Here is a 13,303-nt window from a genome sequence, read left to right as displayed (position 1 = left end):
ATTAACCCTCGACGCGCAGCATGTAGTAAGCCTTGTTGATCATCCCGCGATTCTCGGGAGTATCCTGGACTTCTACAGTGTGACCGATGCGACGCAGACCCAGACCCTTAACGCACAGTTTGTGGTTAGGGATACGGCCCGAGACGCTCTTGATCAGCGTTACTTTAACGGTTGCCATGATCAGAAGATCTCCTCGACGCTCTTGCCGCGCTTGGCAGCAATGGATTCAGGAGATTGCATGGCTTTCAGACCCTTGAAGGTGGCGTAAACCACGTTCACTGGGTTGGTCGAACCGTAGCACTTGGCCAGAACGTTCTGAACGCCAGCAACTTCCAGGACAGCACGCATTGCACCGCCGGCGATGATACCGGTACCTTCCGAGGCAGGCTGCATGTAAACCTTCGAGGCGCCGTGGGCAGCCTTGGTGGCGTACTGCAGGGTGGTGCCCTTCAGGTCAACCTGGATCATGTTGCGACGAGCAGCTTCCATGGCTTTCTGGATCGCAGCAGGTACTTCGCGCGATTTGCCACGGCCGAAGCCGACACGACCTTTACCATCACCAACCACGGTCAACGCGGTGAAGGTGAAGATACGGCCGCCTTTTACGGTCTTGGCAACGCGGTTAACTTGAACCAGCTTCTCGATGTAGCCTTCGTCGCGCTTTTGATCGTTATTTGCCATAACTTAGAACTCCAGCCCGCCTTCACGAGCAGCATCAGCCAGCGCTTTGACGCGGCCATGGTACTTGAAGCCGGAACGGTCAAAGGCAACTTGAGATACACCGGCGGCTTTCGCACGCTCAGCTACCAGCTTGCCAACCTTAGTGGCCGCGTCGATGTTGCCAGTGGCGCCATCACGCAGGTCTTTGTCCAAGGTCGAGGCGCTTGCCAGAACCTTGCTGCCGTCGGCCGAAATGACCTGGGCGTAGATGTGCTGCGAGGAGCGGAACACGCACAGGCGCACGACTTCGAGTTCGTGCATCTTGAGGCGTGCTTTGCGAGCGCGACGCAGTCGAGTAACTTTTTTGTCGGTCATTTGCTAGGCCCTACTTCTTCTTGGCTTCTTTACGACGGACTACTTCGTCCGCGTAACGCACACCTTTACCTTTGTAAGGCTCTGGTGGACGGAAGTCGCGGATTTCAGCGGCCACCTGACCTACCAGCTGCTTGTCGATACCCTTGATCAGGATGTCGGTCTGGCTAGGCGTTTCAGCGGTGATACCGGCTGGCAGTTCGTAGTCCACTGGGTGCGAGAAGCCCAGGGCCAGGTTCAGGATAGTGCCCTTGGCCTGTGCCTTGTAACCAACACCGACCAGCTGGAGCTTGCGCTCGAAGCCTTGGCTTACGCCCTGGACCATGTTGTTGACCAGAGCGCGGGTAGTACCGGCCATGGCGCGAGCTTGCTGGTCACCATTGCGAGCGACGAAACGCAGCTCACCAGACTCTTCGGTAACTTCAACAGACGAGTGAACGTTCAGTTCGAGAGTGCCTTTGGCACCCTTCACCGAAAGCTGCTGGCCGGCGAATTTGACTTCGACACCAGATGGCAGCTTAACGGGGTTCTTAGCGACGCGAGACATGTCTATCCCCCCTTAGAACACTGTGCAGAGAACTTCGCCGCCGACACCGGCAGCGCGCGCAGCGCGATCAGTCATCACACCTTTGTTGGTGGAGACAATAGACACGCCCAAACCGCCACGTACTTTCGGCAGATCGGTAACGGCCTTGTACTGGCGCAGGCCTGGACGGCTGGAGCGCTTCAGTTCCTCGATGACCGGACGGCCTTCGAAGTACTTCAGTTCGATCGACAGGGAGGGCTTGGCTTCGCCACTGACTTGGTAGCCAGCGATGTAACCTTCATCCTTCAGAACTTTGGCAACCGCGACCTTCAGCGTAGAGGAAGGCATGCTTACGACGGACTTTTCAGCCATCTGGGCATTACGGATGCGAGTTAGCATGTCCGCTAACGGGTCCTGCATACTCATGGGCTAGATGCTCCTGATACAAGAATTATTAGCCTTGCGGCTATCACAACCACCCGAGCGGATTGGGCAAAAAACCCAGGCTCAGGTGAGCCGGTCATTCTAGACACAAGGTAGAAACGAAACAAGCCCCATATAGGGGCTTGTTTGTTGGCGAGGTCACCGGCGGTCGGAAGATTGCTCCCCTTCCACCGGGATCACACCTGCAGCGATTACCAGGAGGCCTTGACCAGACCTGGTACGTCACCGCGCATTGCCGCTTGACGCAGCATGTTACGGCCCAGGCCGAACTTACGGTATACACCGTGAGGACGACCGGTCAGGCGGCAACGGTTGCGCAGACGCGCAGCGCTGGCATCACGTGGCTGCTTCTGCAGAGCGACAACGGCAGCGAAACGCTCTTCTGGAGAGGCGTTCAGGTTGACGATGGTCGCTTTCAGCTCAGCACGCTTTTTGGCGAACTTGGCTACCGTGAGCTGACGCTTCAGCTCGCGGTTTTTCATGCTCTTCTTGGCCATTTTCCTACTCCAATCAGTTGCGGAACGGGAATTTGAAAGCACGCAGCAGAGCGCGGCCTTCGTCATCCGAACGAGCAGTGGTGGTCAGGGTGATGTCCAAACCGCGCAGAGCATCGATCTTGTCGTAATCGATTTCCGGGAAGATGATCTGCTCTTTCACGCCCATGCTGTAGTTGCCACGGCCATCGAAGGACTTGGCATTCAGGCCGCGGAAGTCGCGAACCCGAGGCAGGGAGATCGCCAGCAGGCGGTCCAGGAATTCGTACATCTTGTCGCTACGCAGGGTCACCTTGACGCCGATCGGCCATCCTTCACGGACTTTGAAGCCCGCGATGGATTTACGAGCGAAAGTCACGACCGGCTTTTGACCGGTGATCTTTTCCAGGTCGGCAACAGCGTGCTCGATGACTTTTTTGTCGCCGATCGCTTCGCCCAGACCCATGTTCAGGGTGATTTTGGTAACGCGCGGAACTTCCATCACGTTCGACAGCTTAAGTTCTTCCTTAAGCTTGGGAGCGATTTCGTTCCGGTAAATCTCTTTCAGTCGTGCCATGGTCTTCTACCTAGCAGTGTTCAAGCATCAACCGCTTTTTGGGTCGACTTGAAGACACGAATTTTCTTACCGTCTTCTACTTTGAAACCAACGCGGTCAGCCTTGTTGGTTTCGCCGTTGAAGATGGCAACGTTGGAAGCGTGCAGAGGCGCTTCTTTCTCGACGATACCGCCCTGAACGCCCGCCATCGGGTTAGGCTTGGTATGACGCTTGACCAGGTTCACGCCACCGATGACCAGACGGTCATCAGCGAGAACCTTCAGCACCTTACCGCGCTTACCTTTGTCTTTGCCGGCGATCACGATGATCTCGTCGTCACGACGAATCTTTTGCATGTCGGATCTCCTTACAGCACTTCAGGGGCGAGCGAGACGATCTTCATGAACTTCTCAGTACGAAGTTCACGGGTCACTGGCCCGAAGATGCGAGTGCCGATCGGCTCTTGCTTGTTGTTCAGCAGAACAGCAGCGTTGCCGTCGAAACGAATGATGGAACCGTCAGCGCGACGTACACCGTGACGGGTACGGACGACAACAGCGGTCATCACTTGGCCTTTTTTGACCTTACCGCGCGGAATTGCTTCCTTGACGGTTACTTTGATGATGTCACCGATGCCGGCGTAACGGCGGTGCGAACCGCCGAGTACCTTGATGCACATGACGCGACGAGCGCCGCTGTTATCGGCCACATCGAGCATGGATTGAGTCTGAATCATAAAATTTCTCCGACCCCTAGCCCTTAGACTTCAACAGCGCGTTCGAGGACTTCAACCAGTGCCCAGGACTTGGTCTTGGCCAGCGGACGGGTTTCACGGATGGAAACCTTGTCGCCGATCTTGCACTGGTTGGCTTCGTCGTGCGCGTGCAGCTTAGTCGAACGCTTAACGTATTTACCGTAGATCGGGTGCTTTACGCGACGCTCGATCAGAACGGTGATGGTCTTGTCCATTTTGTCGCTGACGACACGGCCAGTCAGCGTACGGACGGTTTTTTCAGCTTCAGCCATGATCACTTACCTGCCTGCTGGTTGAGCACAGTTTTCACGCGAGCGATGTCACGCTTAACTTGCGAGAGCAGGTGCGACTGCCCCAACTGGCCAGTTGCTTTCTGCATACGCAGATTGAACTGGTCGCGCAGCAAGCCGAGCAGTTGCTCGTTCAGCTGCTGTGCCGATTTTTCACGAAGTTCATTCGCTTTCATCACATCACCGTCCGCTTAACAAAGGAGGTGGCGAGAGGCAGCTTTGCAGCAGCCAGGGCGAAAGCTTCGCGCGCCAGCTCTTCAGAAACACCCTCGATCTCGTACAGGACTTTGCCTGGCTGGATCTGGGCAACCCAGTATTCCACGGAACCCTTACCTTTACCCATACGAACCTCGAGAGGTTTCTTGGAGATCGGCTTGTCCGGGAAGACACGGATCCAGATCTTACCGCCACGTTTCACGTGACGAGTCAGAGCACGACGTGCCGACTCGATCTGGCGAGCGGTGAGGCGACCGCGAGCAACAGCTTTCAGGGCGAATTCGCCGAAGCTGACTTTGCTACCGCGCAGTGCCAGACCACGGTTGTGGCCAGTCATCTGCTTGCGGAATTTTGTACGCTTTGGTTGCAACATTTGGCGTACCCCTTACTTAGCAGCTTTTTTACGAGGCGCTGGTGCTTGTGGTTTCAGTTCTTCTTGGCGACCACCAATAACTTCGCCTTTGAAGATCCAAACCTTCACACCGATCACACCGTAAGTGGTGTGAGCTTCGTAGGTGTTGTAGTCGATATCGGCACGCAGGGTGTGCAGAGGCACACGACCTTCGCGATACCACTCGGTACGAGCAATCTCGGCGCCGCCGAGACGACCGCTCACCTGGATCTTGATGCCCTTGGCACCAATACGCATGGCGTTCTGTACGGCGCGCTTCATGGCGCGACGGAACATTACGCGGCGTTCCAGCTGCTGAGCTACGCTCTGCGCAACCAGCATAGCGTCGAGTTCCGGCTTGCGGATCTCTTCGATGTTGATGTGCACAGGCACACCCATCTGCTTGGTCAGGTCCTGACGCAGCTTCTCGACATCCTCACCTTTCTTACCGATAACGATACCGGGACGAGCGGTGTGGATGGTGATGCGTGCAGTTTGAGCCGGACGATGAATATCGATACGGCTTACGGACGCGCTTTTTAGTTTGTCTTGGAGGTACTCACGTGTTTTCAGATCCTTCAACAGGTAATCTGCGTAAGTAGCACCGTCTGCGTACCAGACGGAGGTGTGCTCCTTGACGATTCCCAGGCGAATGCCAGTGGGATGTACTTTCTGACCCATCTGATCGACTCCGTTACTTGTCCGCAACCTTGACAGTGATATGGCAAGACCGCTTGACGATGCGATCAGCACGGCCTTTGGCACGTGGCATGATGCGCTTCAGCGAACGCCCTTCGTTGACGAAGACGGTGGAGACCTTCAGGTCATCAACGTCTGCGCCTTCGTTGTGTTCGGCGTTGGCAACGGCCGACTCGAGGACTTTCTTCATGATTTCAGCGGCTTTTTTGCTGCTGAAGGCCAACAGGTTGAGCGCTTCGCCCACCTTCTTCCCGCGGATCTGGTCGGCGACCAAGCGGGCTTTCTGGGCGGAGATGCGAGCGCCCGACAACTTAGCGGCTACTTCCATTTCCTTACCCCTTAACGCTTGGCTTTCTTGTCAGCCACGTGCCCGCGATAGGTGCGGGTACCGGCGAACTCGCCCAGTTTGTGGCCGACCATGTCTTCGTTCACGAGAACTGGGACATGTTGGCGACCGTTGTGAACCGCGATGGTCAGACCGACCATTTGTGGCAGGATCATCGAGCGACGCGACCAGGTTTTAACTGGCTTGCGATCGTTCTTCTCCACCGCCACTTCGACCTTCTTCAACAGGTGAAGATCGATAAAAGGACCTTTTTTCAGAGAACGTGGCACTGTCGTATCCCTCTAGTTACTTGCGACGACGGACGATCATGTTGTCGGTACGCTTATTACCACGGGTTTTAGCACCCTTGGTTGGGAAGCCCCATGGCGATACCGGATGACGACCACCGGAGGTACGACCTTCACCACCACCATGCGGGTGGTCAACCGGGTTCATGGCAACGCCACGAACGGTTGGGCGAACGCCGCGCCAGCGTTTGGCACCTGCTTTACCCAGCGAACGCAGGCTGTGCTCGGAGTTCGAGACTTCGCCCAGGGTCGCACGGCACTCAGCCAGTACTTTACGCATTTCACCAGAGCGCAGACGCAGGGTCACGTAGACACCTTCGCGAGCGATCAGCTGAGCCGAAGCACCAGCGGAACGAGCGATCTGTGCACCTTTACCCGGCTTCAGTTCGATGCCGTGAATGGTGCTACCTACTGGGATGTTACGCAGCTGCAGGGAGTTACCGGCCTTGATTGGGGCCAGGGAACCTGCGATCAGCTGGTCGCCAGCGCTCACGCCTTTAGGGGCGATGATGTAGCGACGCTCACCGTCTGCATAGCACAGCAGGGCGATGTGAGCAGTACGGTTTGGATCGTATTCGATACGCTCGACAGTGGCTGGGATGCCATCTTTGTCGTTGCGACGGAAGTCGACCAGACGGTAATGCTGCTTATGACCACCACCAACGTGACGAGTGGTAATGCGGCCATTGTTGTTACGACCACCAGACTTCGATTTCTTCTCGAGCAGCGGTGCGTGAGGAGCGCCCTTGTGGAGCTCCTTGTTGACCACCTTGACCACGAAACGGCGGCCAGGGGAAGTCGGTTTGCATTTAACGATTGCCATGATGCACCCCTTCCTTACTCAGCACTGCTGCTGAAATCGAGATCTTGGCCTGGCTGAAGGGAGACAATTGCCTTCTTCCAGTCATTACGCTTGCCCAGACCACGTGCGGTACGCTTGGTTTTACCCAGAACGTTAACGGTCGACACGTTTTCAACTTTTACGTTGAACAGGCCTTCGACAGCTTTCTTGATTTCCAGCTTGGTTGCGTCAGTAGCAACCTTGAATACGAACTGGCCTTTTTTCTCAGCCAGAACGGTAGCCTTCTCGGAAACGTGCGGGCCAAGGAGGACTTTGAATACGCGTTCCTGGTTCATCCCAGCAGCTCCTCGAATTTCTTCACGGCCGAGACAGTGATCAACACTTTCTCGTATGCGATCAGACTGACCGGGTCGGAACCTTGCACGTCACGTACATCGACGTGTGGCAGGTTGCGAGCAGCCAGGTACAGGTTCTGATCAACAGCGTCCGAAACGATCAGAACGTCGCTCAGACCCATGCCGTTCAGCTTGTTCAGCAGATCTTTGGTTTTCGGTGCTTCAACAGCGAAGTCCTGAACCACGACCAGACGGTCGCTACGCACCAGCTCAGCGAGGATGGAGCGCAGAGCTGCGCGATACATCTTCTTGTTGAGCTTTTGCGAGTGATCTTGAGGGCGAGCTGCGAAGGTAACACCACCGCCACGCCAGATCGGACCACGAGTGGTACCAGCACGAGCACGGCCAGTACCCTTCTGACGCCATGGGCGCTTACCGCCACCAGCCACGTCGGAACGGGTCTTTTGCTGCTTGGTGCCCTGACGGCCGCCGGCCATGTAGGCCACGACTGCTTGGTGAACCAGCGTCTCGTTGAATTCGCCACCGAAAGTCAGTTCGGAAACTTCGATCGCCTGAGCGTCATTTACATTAAGTTGCATGTCAGTTTCCCCTTAACCGCGAGCCTTGACAGCCGGACGTACAACCACGTCGCCGCCAGTAGCGCCAGGTACGGCACCCTTGATCAGCAGCAGGTTGCGTTCAGCGTCTACGCGTACTACTTCCAGGGACTGAACAGTCACGCGCTCGGCGCCCATGTGACCGGACATTTTCTTGCCCTTGAACACACGACCAGGAGTCTGGCACTGGCCGATGGAGCCTGGGACGCGGTGCGACACGGAGTTACCGTGGGTGTTGTCCTGACCACGGAAGTTCCAGCGCTTGATGGTACCGGCGAAGCCTTTACCTTTGGACTGACCAGTAACGTCTACCAGCTGGCCTGCAGTGAAGAGTTCAGCTTTGATCGAGTCGCCAGCCTGGAACTCGCCTTCTTCAAGGCGGAACTCCCAGACACCGCGACCAGCGGCAACGTTCGCTTTAGCGAAGTGACCTGCTTGAGCAGCAGTCACACGCGAAGCACGACGCTCGCCGACAGTGACTTGCACTGCACGGTAGCCATCGGTTTCTTCAGTCTTGAACTGGGTGACGCGATTCGGCTCGATCTCAATGACCGTGACCGGAATGGAGACACCTTCTTCGGTGAAAACGCGGGTCATACCGCATTTACGACCGACTACACCAATAGTCATGTTGTAACCTCATGAGTGTACGGGGCTTTCACCCGCTATGGCCGCCCATTTCAGAGCGTTACACGGACAAGACCGAAGTCTTAGCCGAGGCTGATCTGCACTTCCACACCTGCCGCGAGATCAAGCTTCATCAGCGCGTCAACGGTTTTATCCGTTGGCTGGACGATGTCCAGAACACGCTTATGAGTGCGAATCTCGTACTGGTCACGCGCGTCTTTGTTGACGTGCGGGGAGACCAGAACGGTGAAACGCTCTTTGCGGGTAGGCAGTGGAATTGGACCACGCACTTGTGCACCAGTACGTTTCGCGGTTTCCACGATTTCCTGGGTGGATTGGTCGATCAGGCGATGGTCGAAAGCCTTCAACCTGATACGGATTTGCTGATTTTGCATTGGATTTCAGACTCCAGGCTGTTCCCAACGGACGCACTACGCCCGCTAAAAGGAGGCGTGATTCTATAGACGCCCCAATTTAGTGTCAACCCAATAAAAAAAACCCCCGCTGAGCGGGGGTTTTTTCAATCGGTCGAGTGATTACTCGATGATTTTGGCTACGACGCCGGCGCCGACGGTACGACCGCCTTCACGGATAGCGAAGCGCAGACCGTCTTCCATTGCGATGGTCTTGATCAGAGTGACAGTCATCTGAATGTTGTCACCTGGCATTACCATTTCAACGCCTTCCGGCAGCTCGCAGTTACCGGTCACGTCAGTGGTACGGAAGTAGAACTGAGGACGGTAGCCTTTGAAGAACGGAGTGTGACGGCCGCCTTCTTCCTTCGACAGGACGTAGACTTCTGCGGTGAACTTGGTGTGCGGCTTGACCGAACCTGGCTTGACCAGAACCTGGCCACGCTCAACGTCGTCACGCTTGGTACCACGCAGCAGAACGCCGCAGTTCTCGCCAGCACGACCTTCGTCCAGCAGCTTGCGGAACATCTCAACACCGGTGCAGGTGGTGGTGGTGGTGTCACGCAGACCAACGATTTCCAGCGGATCTTGAACGCGGACGATACCACGCTCGATACGGCCGGTAACAACGGTACCACGACCCGAGATCGAGAATACGTCTTCGATTGGCATCAGGAACGGCTTGTCGATAGCACGCTCTGGCTCTGGAATGTAGCTGTCCAGAGTTTCAACCAGCTTCTTGACAGCGCTGGTGCCCATTTCGTTGTCGTCTTTGCCTTCCAGCGCCATACGAGCCGAACCGATGATGATCGGGGTGTCGTCGCCTGGGAAGTCGTAGGTGGACAGCAGGTCGCGAACTTCCATCTCGACCAGTTCCAGCAGCTCAGCGTCGTCTACCAGGTCAGCCTTGTTCAGGAAGACCACGATGTACGGAACGCCAACCTGACGGGACAGCAGGATGTGCTCACGGGTTTGTGGCATCGGACCATCGGCGGCCGAGCAAACCAGGATCGCGCCGTCCATCTGGGCAGCACCGGTGATCATGTTCTTCACGTAGTCAGCGTGACCTGGGCAGTCGACGTGAGCGTAGTGACGAATGTTCGAGTTGTACTCGACGTGAGCGGTGTTGATGGTGATACCGCGCGCTTTTTCTTCCGGAGCCGAGTCGATCTTGTCGAACTCAACGACTGCCGAACCGAAAACTTCGGAGCAGACGCGAGTCAGAGCTGCGGTCAGAGTGGTCTTACCGTGGTCAACGTGGCCGATGGTGCCGACGTTAACGTGGGGAAGGGAACGATCAAATTTTTCTTTAGCCACGACAGTGAACCTCTTGCCTAAAGGGGATTAGCCTTGTTTTTTAACGAGTGCTTCGACGATGTTCGACGGAGCTTCGGCGTATTTGGAGAATTCCATGGAGTAGCTTGCGCGACCCTGAGACATGGAACGAACGTCGGTCGCATAACCGAACATTTCTCCGAGCGGTACCTCAGCAGTGATTACCTTGCCGGACACCGAGTCTTCATTACCCTGGATCATCCCGCGACGACGGCTCAGGTCACCCATCACGTCACCCAGGTAGTCTTCCGGGGTTACAACTTCGACCTTCATGATCGGCTCAAGCACCACGCCACCGCCCTTCTGGGCCAGTTGCTTGGTAGCCATCGAAGCAGCGATTTTGAACGCCATTTCGTTGGAGTCGACGTCGTGGTACGAACCGTCGAATACCGTGGCCTTCAGGCCGAGCAGCGGATAGCCGGCAACAACGCCGTTTTTCATCTGCTCTTCGATACCCTTCTGGATCGGGGCGATGAATTCCTTAGGAATCACACCACCAACGACTTCGTTGGTGAAGACCAGACCTTCGGTGATATTGCCCTTCTCGTCGACGTCCGGCTCCGAGAAACGGATCCAGCAGTGACCGAACTGACCACGACCGCCCGACTGACGAACGAACTTGCCTTCGATCTCGACGTTGGACTTGGTGATCTTCTCGCGGTACGAAACCTGAGGCTTACCGATGTTGGCTTCGACGTTGAACTCGCGCTTCATGCGGTCAACGAGGATGTCCAGGTGCAGCTCACCCATGCCCGAGATGATGGTCTGACCAGTCTCTTCGTCGGTCTTGACGCGGAACGACGGGTCTTCCTGGGCCAGTTTGCCCAGAGCGATACCCATCTTCTCCTGGTCAGCCTTGGTTTTCGGCTCTACGGAGAGCGAAATAACCGGCTCAGGGAAGTCCATACGCTCAAGGATGATTGGCTTGTCGGCGTTGCACAGGGTTTCGCCTGTGGTCACGTCCTTCATGCCGATCAGGGCCGCGATGTCGCCAGCGCGCACTTCCTTGATCTCTTCACGCTGGTTGGCGTGCATCTGCACCATACGACCAACGCGCTCTTTCTTGCCCTTGACCGAGTTGATGACGGAGTCACCGGAGGTCAGAACACCCGAGTAGACGCGAACGAAGGTCAGAGTACCCACGAACGGATCAGTCGCGATCTTGAACGCCAGAGCCGAGAACGGCTCGTCGTCGTCAGCGTGACGCTCGTCTTTACGAACAGCCGGATCGTCTTTGTCCAGATCCTTGTCGTCCGGGTTGATACCCTGGATTGCAGGAATCTCGGTCGGAGCAGGCAGGTAGTCGATGACGGCGTCGAGAACCAGGGGAACGCCCTTGTTCTTGAACGACGAACCGCAGACGGCCGGTACGATTTCGCTGGCCAGGGTGCGCGCGCGCAGACCGGCTTTGATCTCTTCGACGGTCAGCTCTTCGCCTTCCAGGTACTTGTTCATCAGCTCTTCGCTGGCCTCGGCAGCCGCCTCAACCATGTTGGAGCGCCACTCTTCAGCCAGCTCCAGCATATCGGCAGGAATTTCTTCCTCGCGATAGGTGGTGCCTTTGTCGTCGTCGTTCCAGTAGATAGCCTTCATCTTGATCAGGTCGACCTGACCCTGGAAGTTATCTTCCGAACCGATGGCCAGCTGAACAGGAACCGGGGTGTGACCCAGACGGTTCTTGATCTGACCTACGACGCGCAGGAAGTTTGCACCGGCACGGTCCATCTTGTTCACGTAAACAACACGTGGAACGCCGTATTTGTTGGCCTGACGCCATACGGTTTCGGACTGAGGTTCAACGCCGGAGGTACCGCAGAACACAACGACCGCGCCGTCGAGTACGCGCAGCGAACGCTCTACTTCAATGGTGAAGTCAACGTGGCCAGGGGTATCGATGACGTTTACGCGGTAGTTGTCGTACTGACCAACGGAGCCTTTCCAGAAGGTAGTTACGGCAGCGGAGGTAATGGTAATACCCCGCTCCTGCTCCTGAACCATCCAGTCGGTGGTCGCGGCGCCGTCGTGCACCTCGCCCATCTTGTGGCTCAGGCCTGTGTAGAACAGGATCCGCTCGGTAGTGGTGGTCTTGCCCGCGTCAACGTGGGCACAGATACCAATGTTACGGTAGCGGTTAATTGCTGTAGTACGAGCCATAAAGCCCTCGCAAAATGATTGATGCTTGAATTAGAAGCGGTAGTGCGAGAACGCTTTGTTGGCTTCAGCCATACGGTGAACGTCTTCACGCTTCTTGACTGCAGCACCCTTGCCTTCAGCAGCATCCAGCAGCTCGCCAGCCAGGCGCAGAGCCATCGACTTCTCGCCGCGCTTGCGGGCGTAGTCTACGAGCCAGCGCATTGCCAGAGCATTACGACGGGATGGACGAACTTCAACCGGAACCTGGTAAGTGGCACCGCCGACACGACGGGACTTTACTTCGACCAGCGGAGCGATGGCGTCGAGAGCTTTCTCGAAGATTTCCAGGGGGTCGCTGTTCTTGCGCTCTTTGACCTTGTCCAGTGCACCGTAAACGATGCGCTCGGCCACGGCCTTCTTGCCGCTTTCCATCACGTGGTTCATGAACTTGGCGAGGATTTGGGATCCGTACTTAGGATCGTCCAGAATCTCACGTTTTGCTGCTACACGACGTCTTGGCATGATAAGCCCTCAAACGGTCTTCAGGTTAGCCCGGGACGTGGGTCTTCGACCCCTGCCCGACCTTACTCTTATCGACTCAAAAAAATGGATGGGTGCAAACGACCGATTACTTCGGACGCTTGGTACCGTACTTCGAACGACCCTGGTTACGGCCTTTAACGCCCGAAGTATCCAGAGAGCCGCGAACGGTGTGGTAACGAACACCTGGCAAGTCTTTTACACGGCCGCCACGGATCAGGACGACGCTGTGCTCTTGCAGGTTGTGGCCTTCACCGCCGATGTACGAGGAAACCTCGAAACCGTTGGTCAGACGCACACGGCAAACTTTACGCAGTGCCGAGTTAGGTTTTTTCGGCGTGGTGGTGTACACGCGGGTGCACACGCCACGACGTTGCGGGCAGTTCTGCAGCGCAGGAACGTCGGACTTCTCGACCGAACGCTTACGCGGCTGACGTACCAGCTGGTTGATAGTTGCCATCTACTAGCTCCACTGATTGTCTTGCGA

General features: G+C 56.3%; 24 protein-coding genes. All 24 read right to left on the bottom strand.

Annotated features, from left to right (window positions below; all coding sequences use genetic code 11):
• Window position 1: 1 nt before the first annotated feature.
• Window positions 2–178, bottom strand: coding sequence for a 50S ribosomal protein L30 (gene rpmD, locus HU750_RS24155; protein ID WP_008089798.1), 177 nt, complete (start codon window positions 176–178; stop codon window positions 2–4).
• A 2-nt stretch (window positions 179–180) separates the two neighbouring features.
• The gene (gene rpsE, locus HU750_RS24150) at window positions 181–681 is read right to left on the bottom strand and encodes a 30S ribosomal protein S5 (protein WP_003255465.1); all 501 of its coding nucleotides are present in this window, start codon (window positions 679–681) and stop codon (window positions 181–183) included.
• A 3-nt stretch (window positions 682–684) separates the two neighbouring features.
• Window positions 685–1,035: a 50S ribosomal protein L18 gene (gene rplR / locus HU750_RS24145; protein WP_008089801.1), complete on the bottom strand. Its 351-nt coding sequence runs from the start codon at window positions 1,033–1,035 to the stop codon at window positions 685–687.
• A gap of 10 nt (window positions 1,036–1,045) precedes the next feature.
• The gene (rplF, locus tag HU750_RS24140; RefSeq protein WP_027594874.1) at window positions 1,046–1,579 is read right to left on the bottom strand and encodes a 50S ribosomal protein L6; all 534 of its coding nucleotides are present in this window, start codon (window positions 1,577–1,579) and stop codon (window positions 1,046–1,048) included.
• 12 nt (window positions 1,580–1,591) lie between these two features.
• Window positions 1,592–1,984 carry a 30S ribosomal protein S8 gene (rpsH, locus tag HU750_RS24135; protein ID WP_027594873.1) on the bottom strand — a complete coding sequence of 131 codons (393 nt, stop codon included), beginning with the start codon at window positions 1,982–1,984 and terminating at the stop codon, window positions 1,592–1,594.
• A gap of 209 nt (window positions 1,985–2,193) precedes the next feature.
• Window positions 2,194–2,499 (bottom strand): 30S ribosomal protein S14, encoded by a 306-nt coding sequence (gene rpsN, locus HU750_RS24130; RefSeq protein WP_012316516.1) that lies wholly within the window; start codon window positions 2,497–2,499, stop codon window positions 2,194–2,196.
• A gap of 13 nt (window positions 2,500–2,512) precedes the next feature.
• Complete coding sequence (gene rplE / locus HU750_RS24125; protein WP_003255474.1) at window positions 2,513–3,052, bottom strand: 50S ribosomal protein L5; 540 nt, start codon at window positions 3,050–3,052, stop codon at window positions 2,513–2,515.
• Window positions 3,053–3,072: 20 nt separating this feature from the next.
• Window positions 3,073–3,387: a 50S ribosomal protein L24 gene (gene rplX / locus HU750_RS24120; RefSeq protein WP_003255476.1), complete on the bottom strand. Its 315-nt coding sequence runs from the start codon at window positions 3,385–3,387 to the stop codon at window positions 3,073–3,075.
• 11 nt (window positions 3,388–3,398) lie between these two features.
• Complete coding sequence (rplN, locus tag HU750_RS24115; protein ID WP_002555479.1) at window positions 3,399–3,767, bottom strand: 50S ribosomal protein L14; 369 nt, start codon at window positions 3,765–3,767, stop codon at window positions 3,399–3,401.
• A 23-nt stretch (window positions 3,768–3,790) separates the two neighbouring features.
• Window positions 3,791–4,057, bottom strand: coding sequence for a 30S ribosomal protein S17 (gene rpsQ / locus HU750_RS24110; protein ID WP_003255478.1), 267 nt, complete (start codon window positions 4,055–4,057; stop codon window positions 3,791–3,793).
• A gap of 2 nt (window positions 4,058–4,059) precedes the next feature.
• Complete coding sequence (gene rpmC / locus HU750_RS24105) at window positions 4,060–4,251, bottom strand: 50S ribosomal protein L29 (RefSeq protein WP_002555481.1); 192 nt, start codon at window positions 4,249–4,251, stop codon at window positions 4,060–4,062.
• Window positions 4,251–4,664, bottom strand: a complete 414-nt coding sequence (gene rplP, locus HU750_RS24100) for a 50S ribosomal protein L16 (protein WP_003255479.1) — start codon at window positions 4,662–4,664, stop codon at window positions 4,251–4,253. Before rplP ends, rpmC begins: the two co-directional genes overlap by 1 nt.
• A 12-nt stretch (window positions 4,665–4,676) precedes the next feature.
• A complete protein-coding gene (rpsC, locus tag HU750_RS24095; RefSeq protein ID WP_003255481.1) occupies window positions 4,677–5,363 on the bottom strand; it encodes a 30S ribosomal protein S3 in 687 nt (228 codons plus the stop codon).
• 13 nt (window positions 5,364–5,376) lie between these two features.
• The gene (gene rplV, locus HU750_RS24090) at window positions 5,377–5,709 is read right to left on the bottom strand and encodes a 50S ribosomal protein L22 (protein ID WP_003103908.1); all 333 of its coding nucleotides are present in this window, start codon (window positions 5,707–5,709) and stop codon (window positions 5,377–5,379) included.
• 11 nt (window positions 5,710–5,720) lie between these two features.
• Entirely contained in the window at window positions 5,721–5,996 is a 276-nt protein-coding gene (gene rpsS, locus HU750_RS24085) for a 30S ribosomal protein S19 (RefSeq protein ID WP_003255482.1), read from the bottom strand.
• Window positions 5,997–6,012: 16 nt separating this feature from the next.
• Window positions 6,013–6,837 (bottom strand): 50S ribosomal protein L2, encoded by an 825-nt coding sequence (rplB, locus tag HU750_RS24080; protein WP_027594872.1) that lies wholly within the window; start codon window positions 6,835–6,837, stop codon window positions 6,013–6,015.
• Between the two features lie 14 nt (window positions 6,838–6,851).
• Window positions 6,852–7,151, bottom strand: a complete 300-nt coding sequence (gene rplW, locus HU750_RS24075) for a 50S ribosomal protein L23 (protein WP_003255484.1) — start codon at window positions 7,149–7,151, stop codon at window positions 6,852–6,854.
• Complete coding sequence (gene rplD, locus HU750_RS24070; RefSeq protein ID WP_003255485.1) at window positions 7,148–7,750, bottom strand: 50S ribosomal protein L4; 603 nt, start codon at window positions 7,748–7,750, stop codon at window positions 7,148–7,150. Before rplD ends, rplW begins: the two co-directional genes overlap by 4 nt.
• Window positions 7,751–7,762: 12 nt before the next feature.
• Window positions 7,763–8,398 carry a 50S ribosomal protein L3 gene (gene rplC / locus HU750_RS24065; RefSeq protein WP_027594871.1) on the bottom strand — a complete coding sequence of 212 codons (636 nt, stop codon included), beginning with the start codon at window positions 8,396–8,398 and terminating at the stop codon, window positions 7,763–7,765.
• A gap of 80 nt (window positions 8,399–8,478) precedes the next feature.
• Window positions 8,479–8,790 carry a 30S ribosomal protein S10 gene (rpsJ, locus tag HU750_RS24060; RefSeq protein ID WP_003186070.1) on the bottom strand — a complete coding sequence of 104 codons (312 nt, stop codon included), beginning with the start codon at window positions 8,788–8,790 and terminating at the stop codon, window positions 8,479–8,481.
• 141 nt (window positions 8,791–8,931) lie between these two features.
• Window positions 8,932–10,125: an elongation factor Tu gene (gene tuf, locus HU750_RS24055; protein WP_016484647.1), complete on the bottom strand. Its 1,194-nt coding sequence runs from the start codon at window positions 10,123–10,125 to the stop codon at window positions 8,932–8,934.
• Between the two features lie 27 nt (window positions 10,126–10,152).
• On the bottom strand, window positions 10,153–12,297 hold the full coding sequence (gene fusA / locus HU750_RS24050) for an elongation factor G (protein WP_027595471.1): 2,145 nt from the start codon (window positions 12,295–12,297) through the stop codon (window positions 10,153–10,155).
• A 30-nt stretch (window positions 12,298–12,327) separates the two neighbouring features.
• Window positions 12,328–12,798, bottom strand: coding sequence for a 30S ribosomal protein S7 (rpsG, locus tag HU750_RS24045; RefSeq protein ID WP_008089143.1), 471 nt, complete (start codon window positions 12,796–12,798; stop codon window positions 12,328–12,330).
• Between the two features lie 106 nt (window positions 12,799–12,904).
• Window positions 12,905–13,276, bottom strand: a complete 372-nt coding sequence (gene rpsL / locus HU750_RS24040; RefSeq protein WP_003255492.1) for a 30S ribosomal protein S12 — start codon at window positions 13,274–13,276, stop codon at window positions 12,905–12,907.
• Window positions 13,277–13,303 lie beyond the last annotated feature (27 nt).

This window comes from Pseudomonas sp. SWRI50 (assembly GCF_014269095.1).
In the GTDB taxonomy this organism is placed as follows: domain Bacteria; phylum Pseudomonadota; class Gammaproteobacteria; order Pseudomonadales; family Pseudomonadaceae; genus Aquipseudomonas; species Aquipseudomonas kermanshahensis.
Note: the sequence above shows the minus strand (reverse complement) of the source record. Positions and strands in the feature narration are given on the sequence as shown.

Bases quoted from the DNA above. Each gene is read 5' to 3' on its own strand.
- rplR (WP_008089801.1), bottom strand. From the start codon at position 1,035: ATGACCGACAAAAAAGTTACTCGACTGCGTCGCGCTCGCAAAGCACGC.
- rplE (WP_003255474.1), bottom strand. From the start codon at position 3,052: ATGGCACGACTGAAAGAGATTTACCGGAACGAAATCGCTCCCAAGCTT.
- rplN (WP_002555479.1), bottom strand. From the start codon at position 3,767: ATGATTCAGACTCAATCCATGCTCGATGTGGCCGATAACAGCGGCGCT.
- rpmC (WP_002555481.1), bottom strand. From the start codon at position 4,251: ATGAAAGCGAATGAACTTCGTGAAAAATCGGCACAGCAGCTGAACGAG.
- rplX (WP_003255476.1), bottom strand. From the start codon at position 3,387: ATGCAAAAGATTCGTCGTGACGACGAGATCATCGTGATCGCCGGCAAA.
- rplF (WP_027594874.1), bottom strand. From the start codon at position 1,579: ATGTCTCGCGTCGCTAAGAACCCCGTTAAGCTGCCATCTGGTGTCGAA.
- rpmD (WP_008089798.1), bottom strand. From the start codon at position 178: ATGGCAACCGTTAAAGTAACGCTGATCAAGAGCGTCTCGGGCCGTATC.
- rpsQ (WP_003255478.1), bottom strand. From the start codon at position 4,057: ATGGCTGAAGCTGAAAAAACCGTCCGTACGCTGACTGGCCGTGTCGTC.
- rpsG (WP_008089143.1), bottom strand. From the start codon at position 12,798: ATGCCAAGACGTCGTGTAGCAGCAAAACGTGAGATTCTGGACGATCCT.
- rpsC (WP_003255481.1), bottom strand. From the start codon at position 5,363: ATGGGTCAGAAAGTACATCCCACTGGCATTCGCCTGGGAATCGTCAAG.
- rplP (WP_003255479.1), bottom strand. From the start codon at position 4,664: ATGTTGCAACCAAAGCGTACAAAATTCCGCAAGCAGATGACTGGCCAC.
- fusA (WP_027595471.1), bottom strand. From the start codon at position 12,297: ATGGCTCGTACTACAGCAATTAACCGCTACCGTAACATTGGTATCTGT.
- rpsH (WP_027594873.1), bottom strand. From the start codon at position 1,984: ATGAGTATGCAGGACCCGTTAGCGGACATGCTAACTCGCATCCGTAAT.
- rpsL (WP_003255492.1), bottom strand. From the start codon at position 13,276: ATGGCAACTATCAACCAGCTGGTACGTCAGCCGCGTAAGCGTTCGGTC.
- rplB (WP_027594872.1), bottom strand. From the start codon at position 6,837: ATGGCAATCGTTAAATGCAAACCGACTTCCCCTGGCCGCCGTTTCGTG.
- rpsN (WP_012316516.1), bottom strand. From the start codon at position 2,499: ATGGCCAAGAAGAGCATGAAAAACCGCGAGCTGAAGCGTCAGCTCACG.
- rplC (WP_027594871.1), bottom strand. From the start codon at position 8,398: ATGACTATTGGTGTAGTCGGTCGTAAATGCGGTATGACCCGCGTTTTC.
- rpsJ (WP_003186070.1), bottom strand. From the start codon at position 8,790: ATGCAAAATCAGCAAATCCGTATCAGGTTGAAGGCTTTCGACCATCGC.
- rplW (WP_003255484.1), bottom strand. From the start codon at position 7,151: ATGAACCAGGAACGCGTATTCAAAGTCCTCCTTGGCCCGCACGTTTCC.
- rplD (WP_003255485.1), bottom strand. From the start codon at position 7,750: ATGCAACTTAATGTAAATGACGCTCAGGCGATCGAAGTTTCCGAACTG.
- rplV (WP_003103908.1), bottom strand. From the start codon at position 5,709: ATGGAAGTAGCCGCTAAGTTGTCGGGCGCTCGCATCTCCGCCCAGAAA.
- rpsE (WP_003255465.1), bottom strand. From the start codon at position 681: ATGGCAAATAACGATCAAAAGCGCGACGAAGGCTACATCGAGAAGCTG.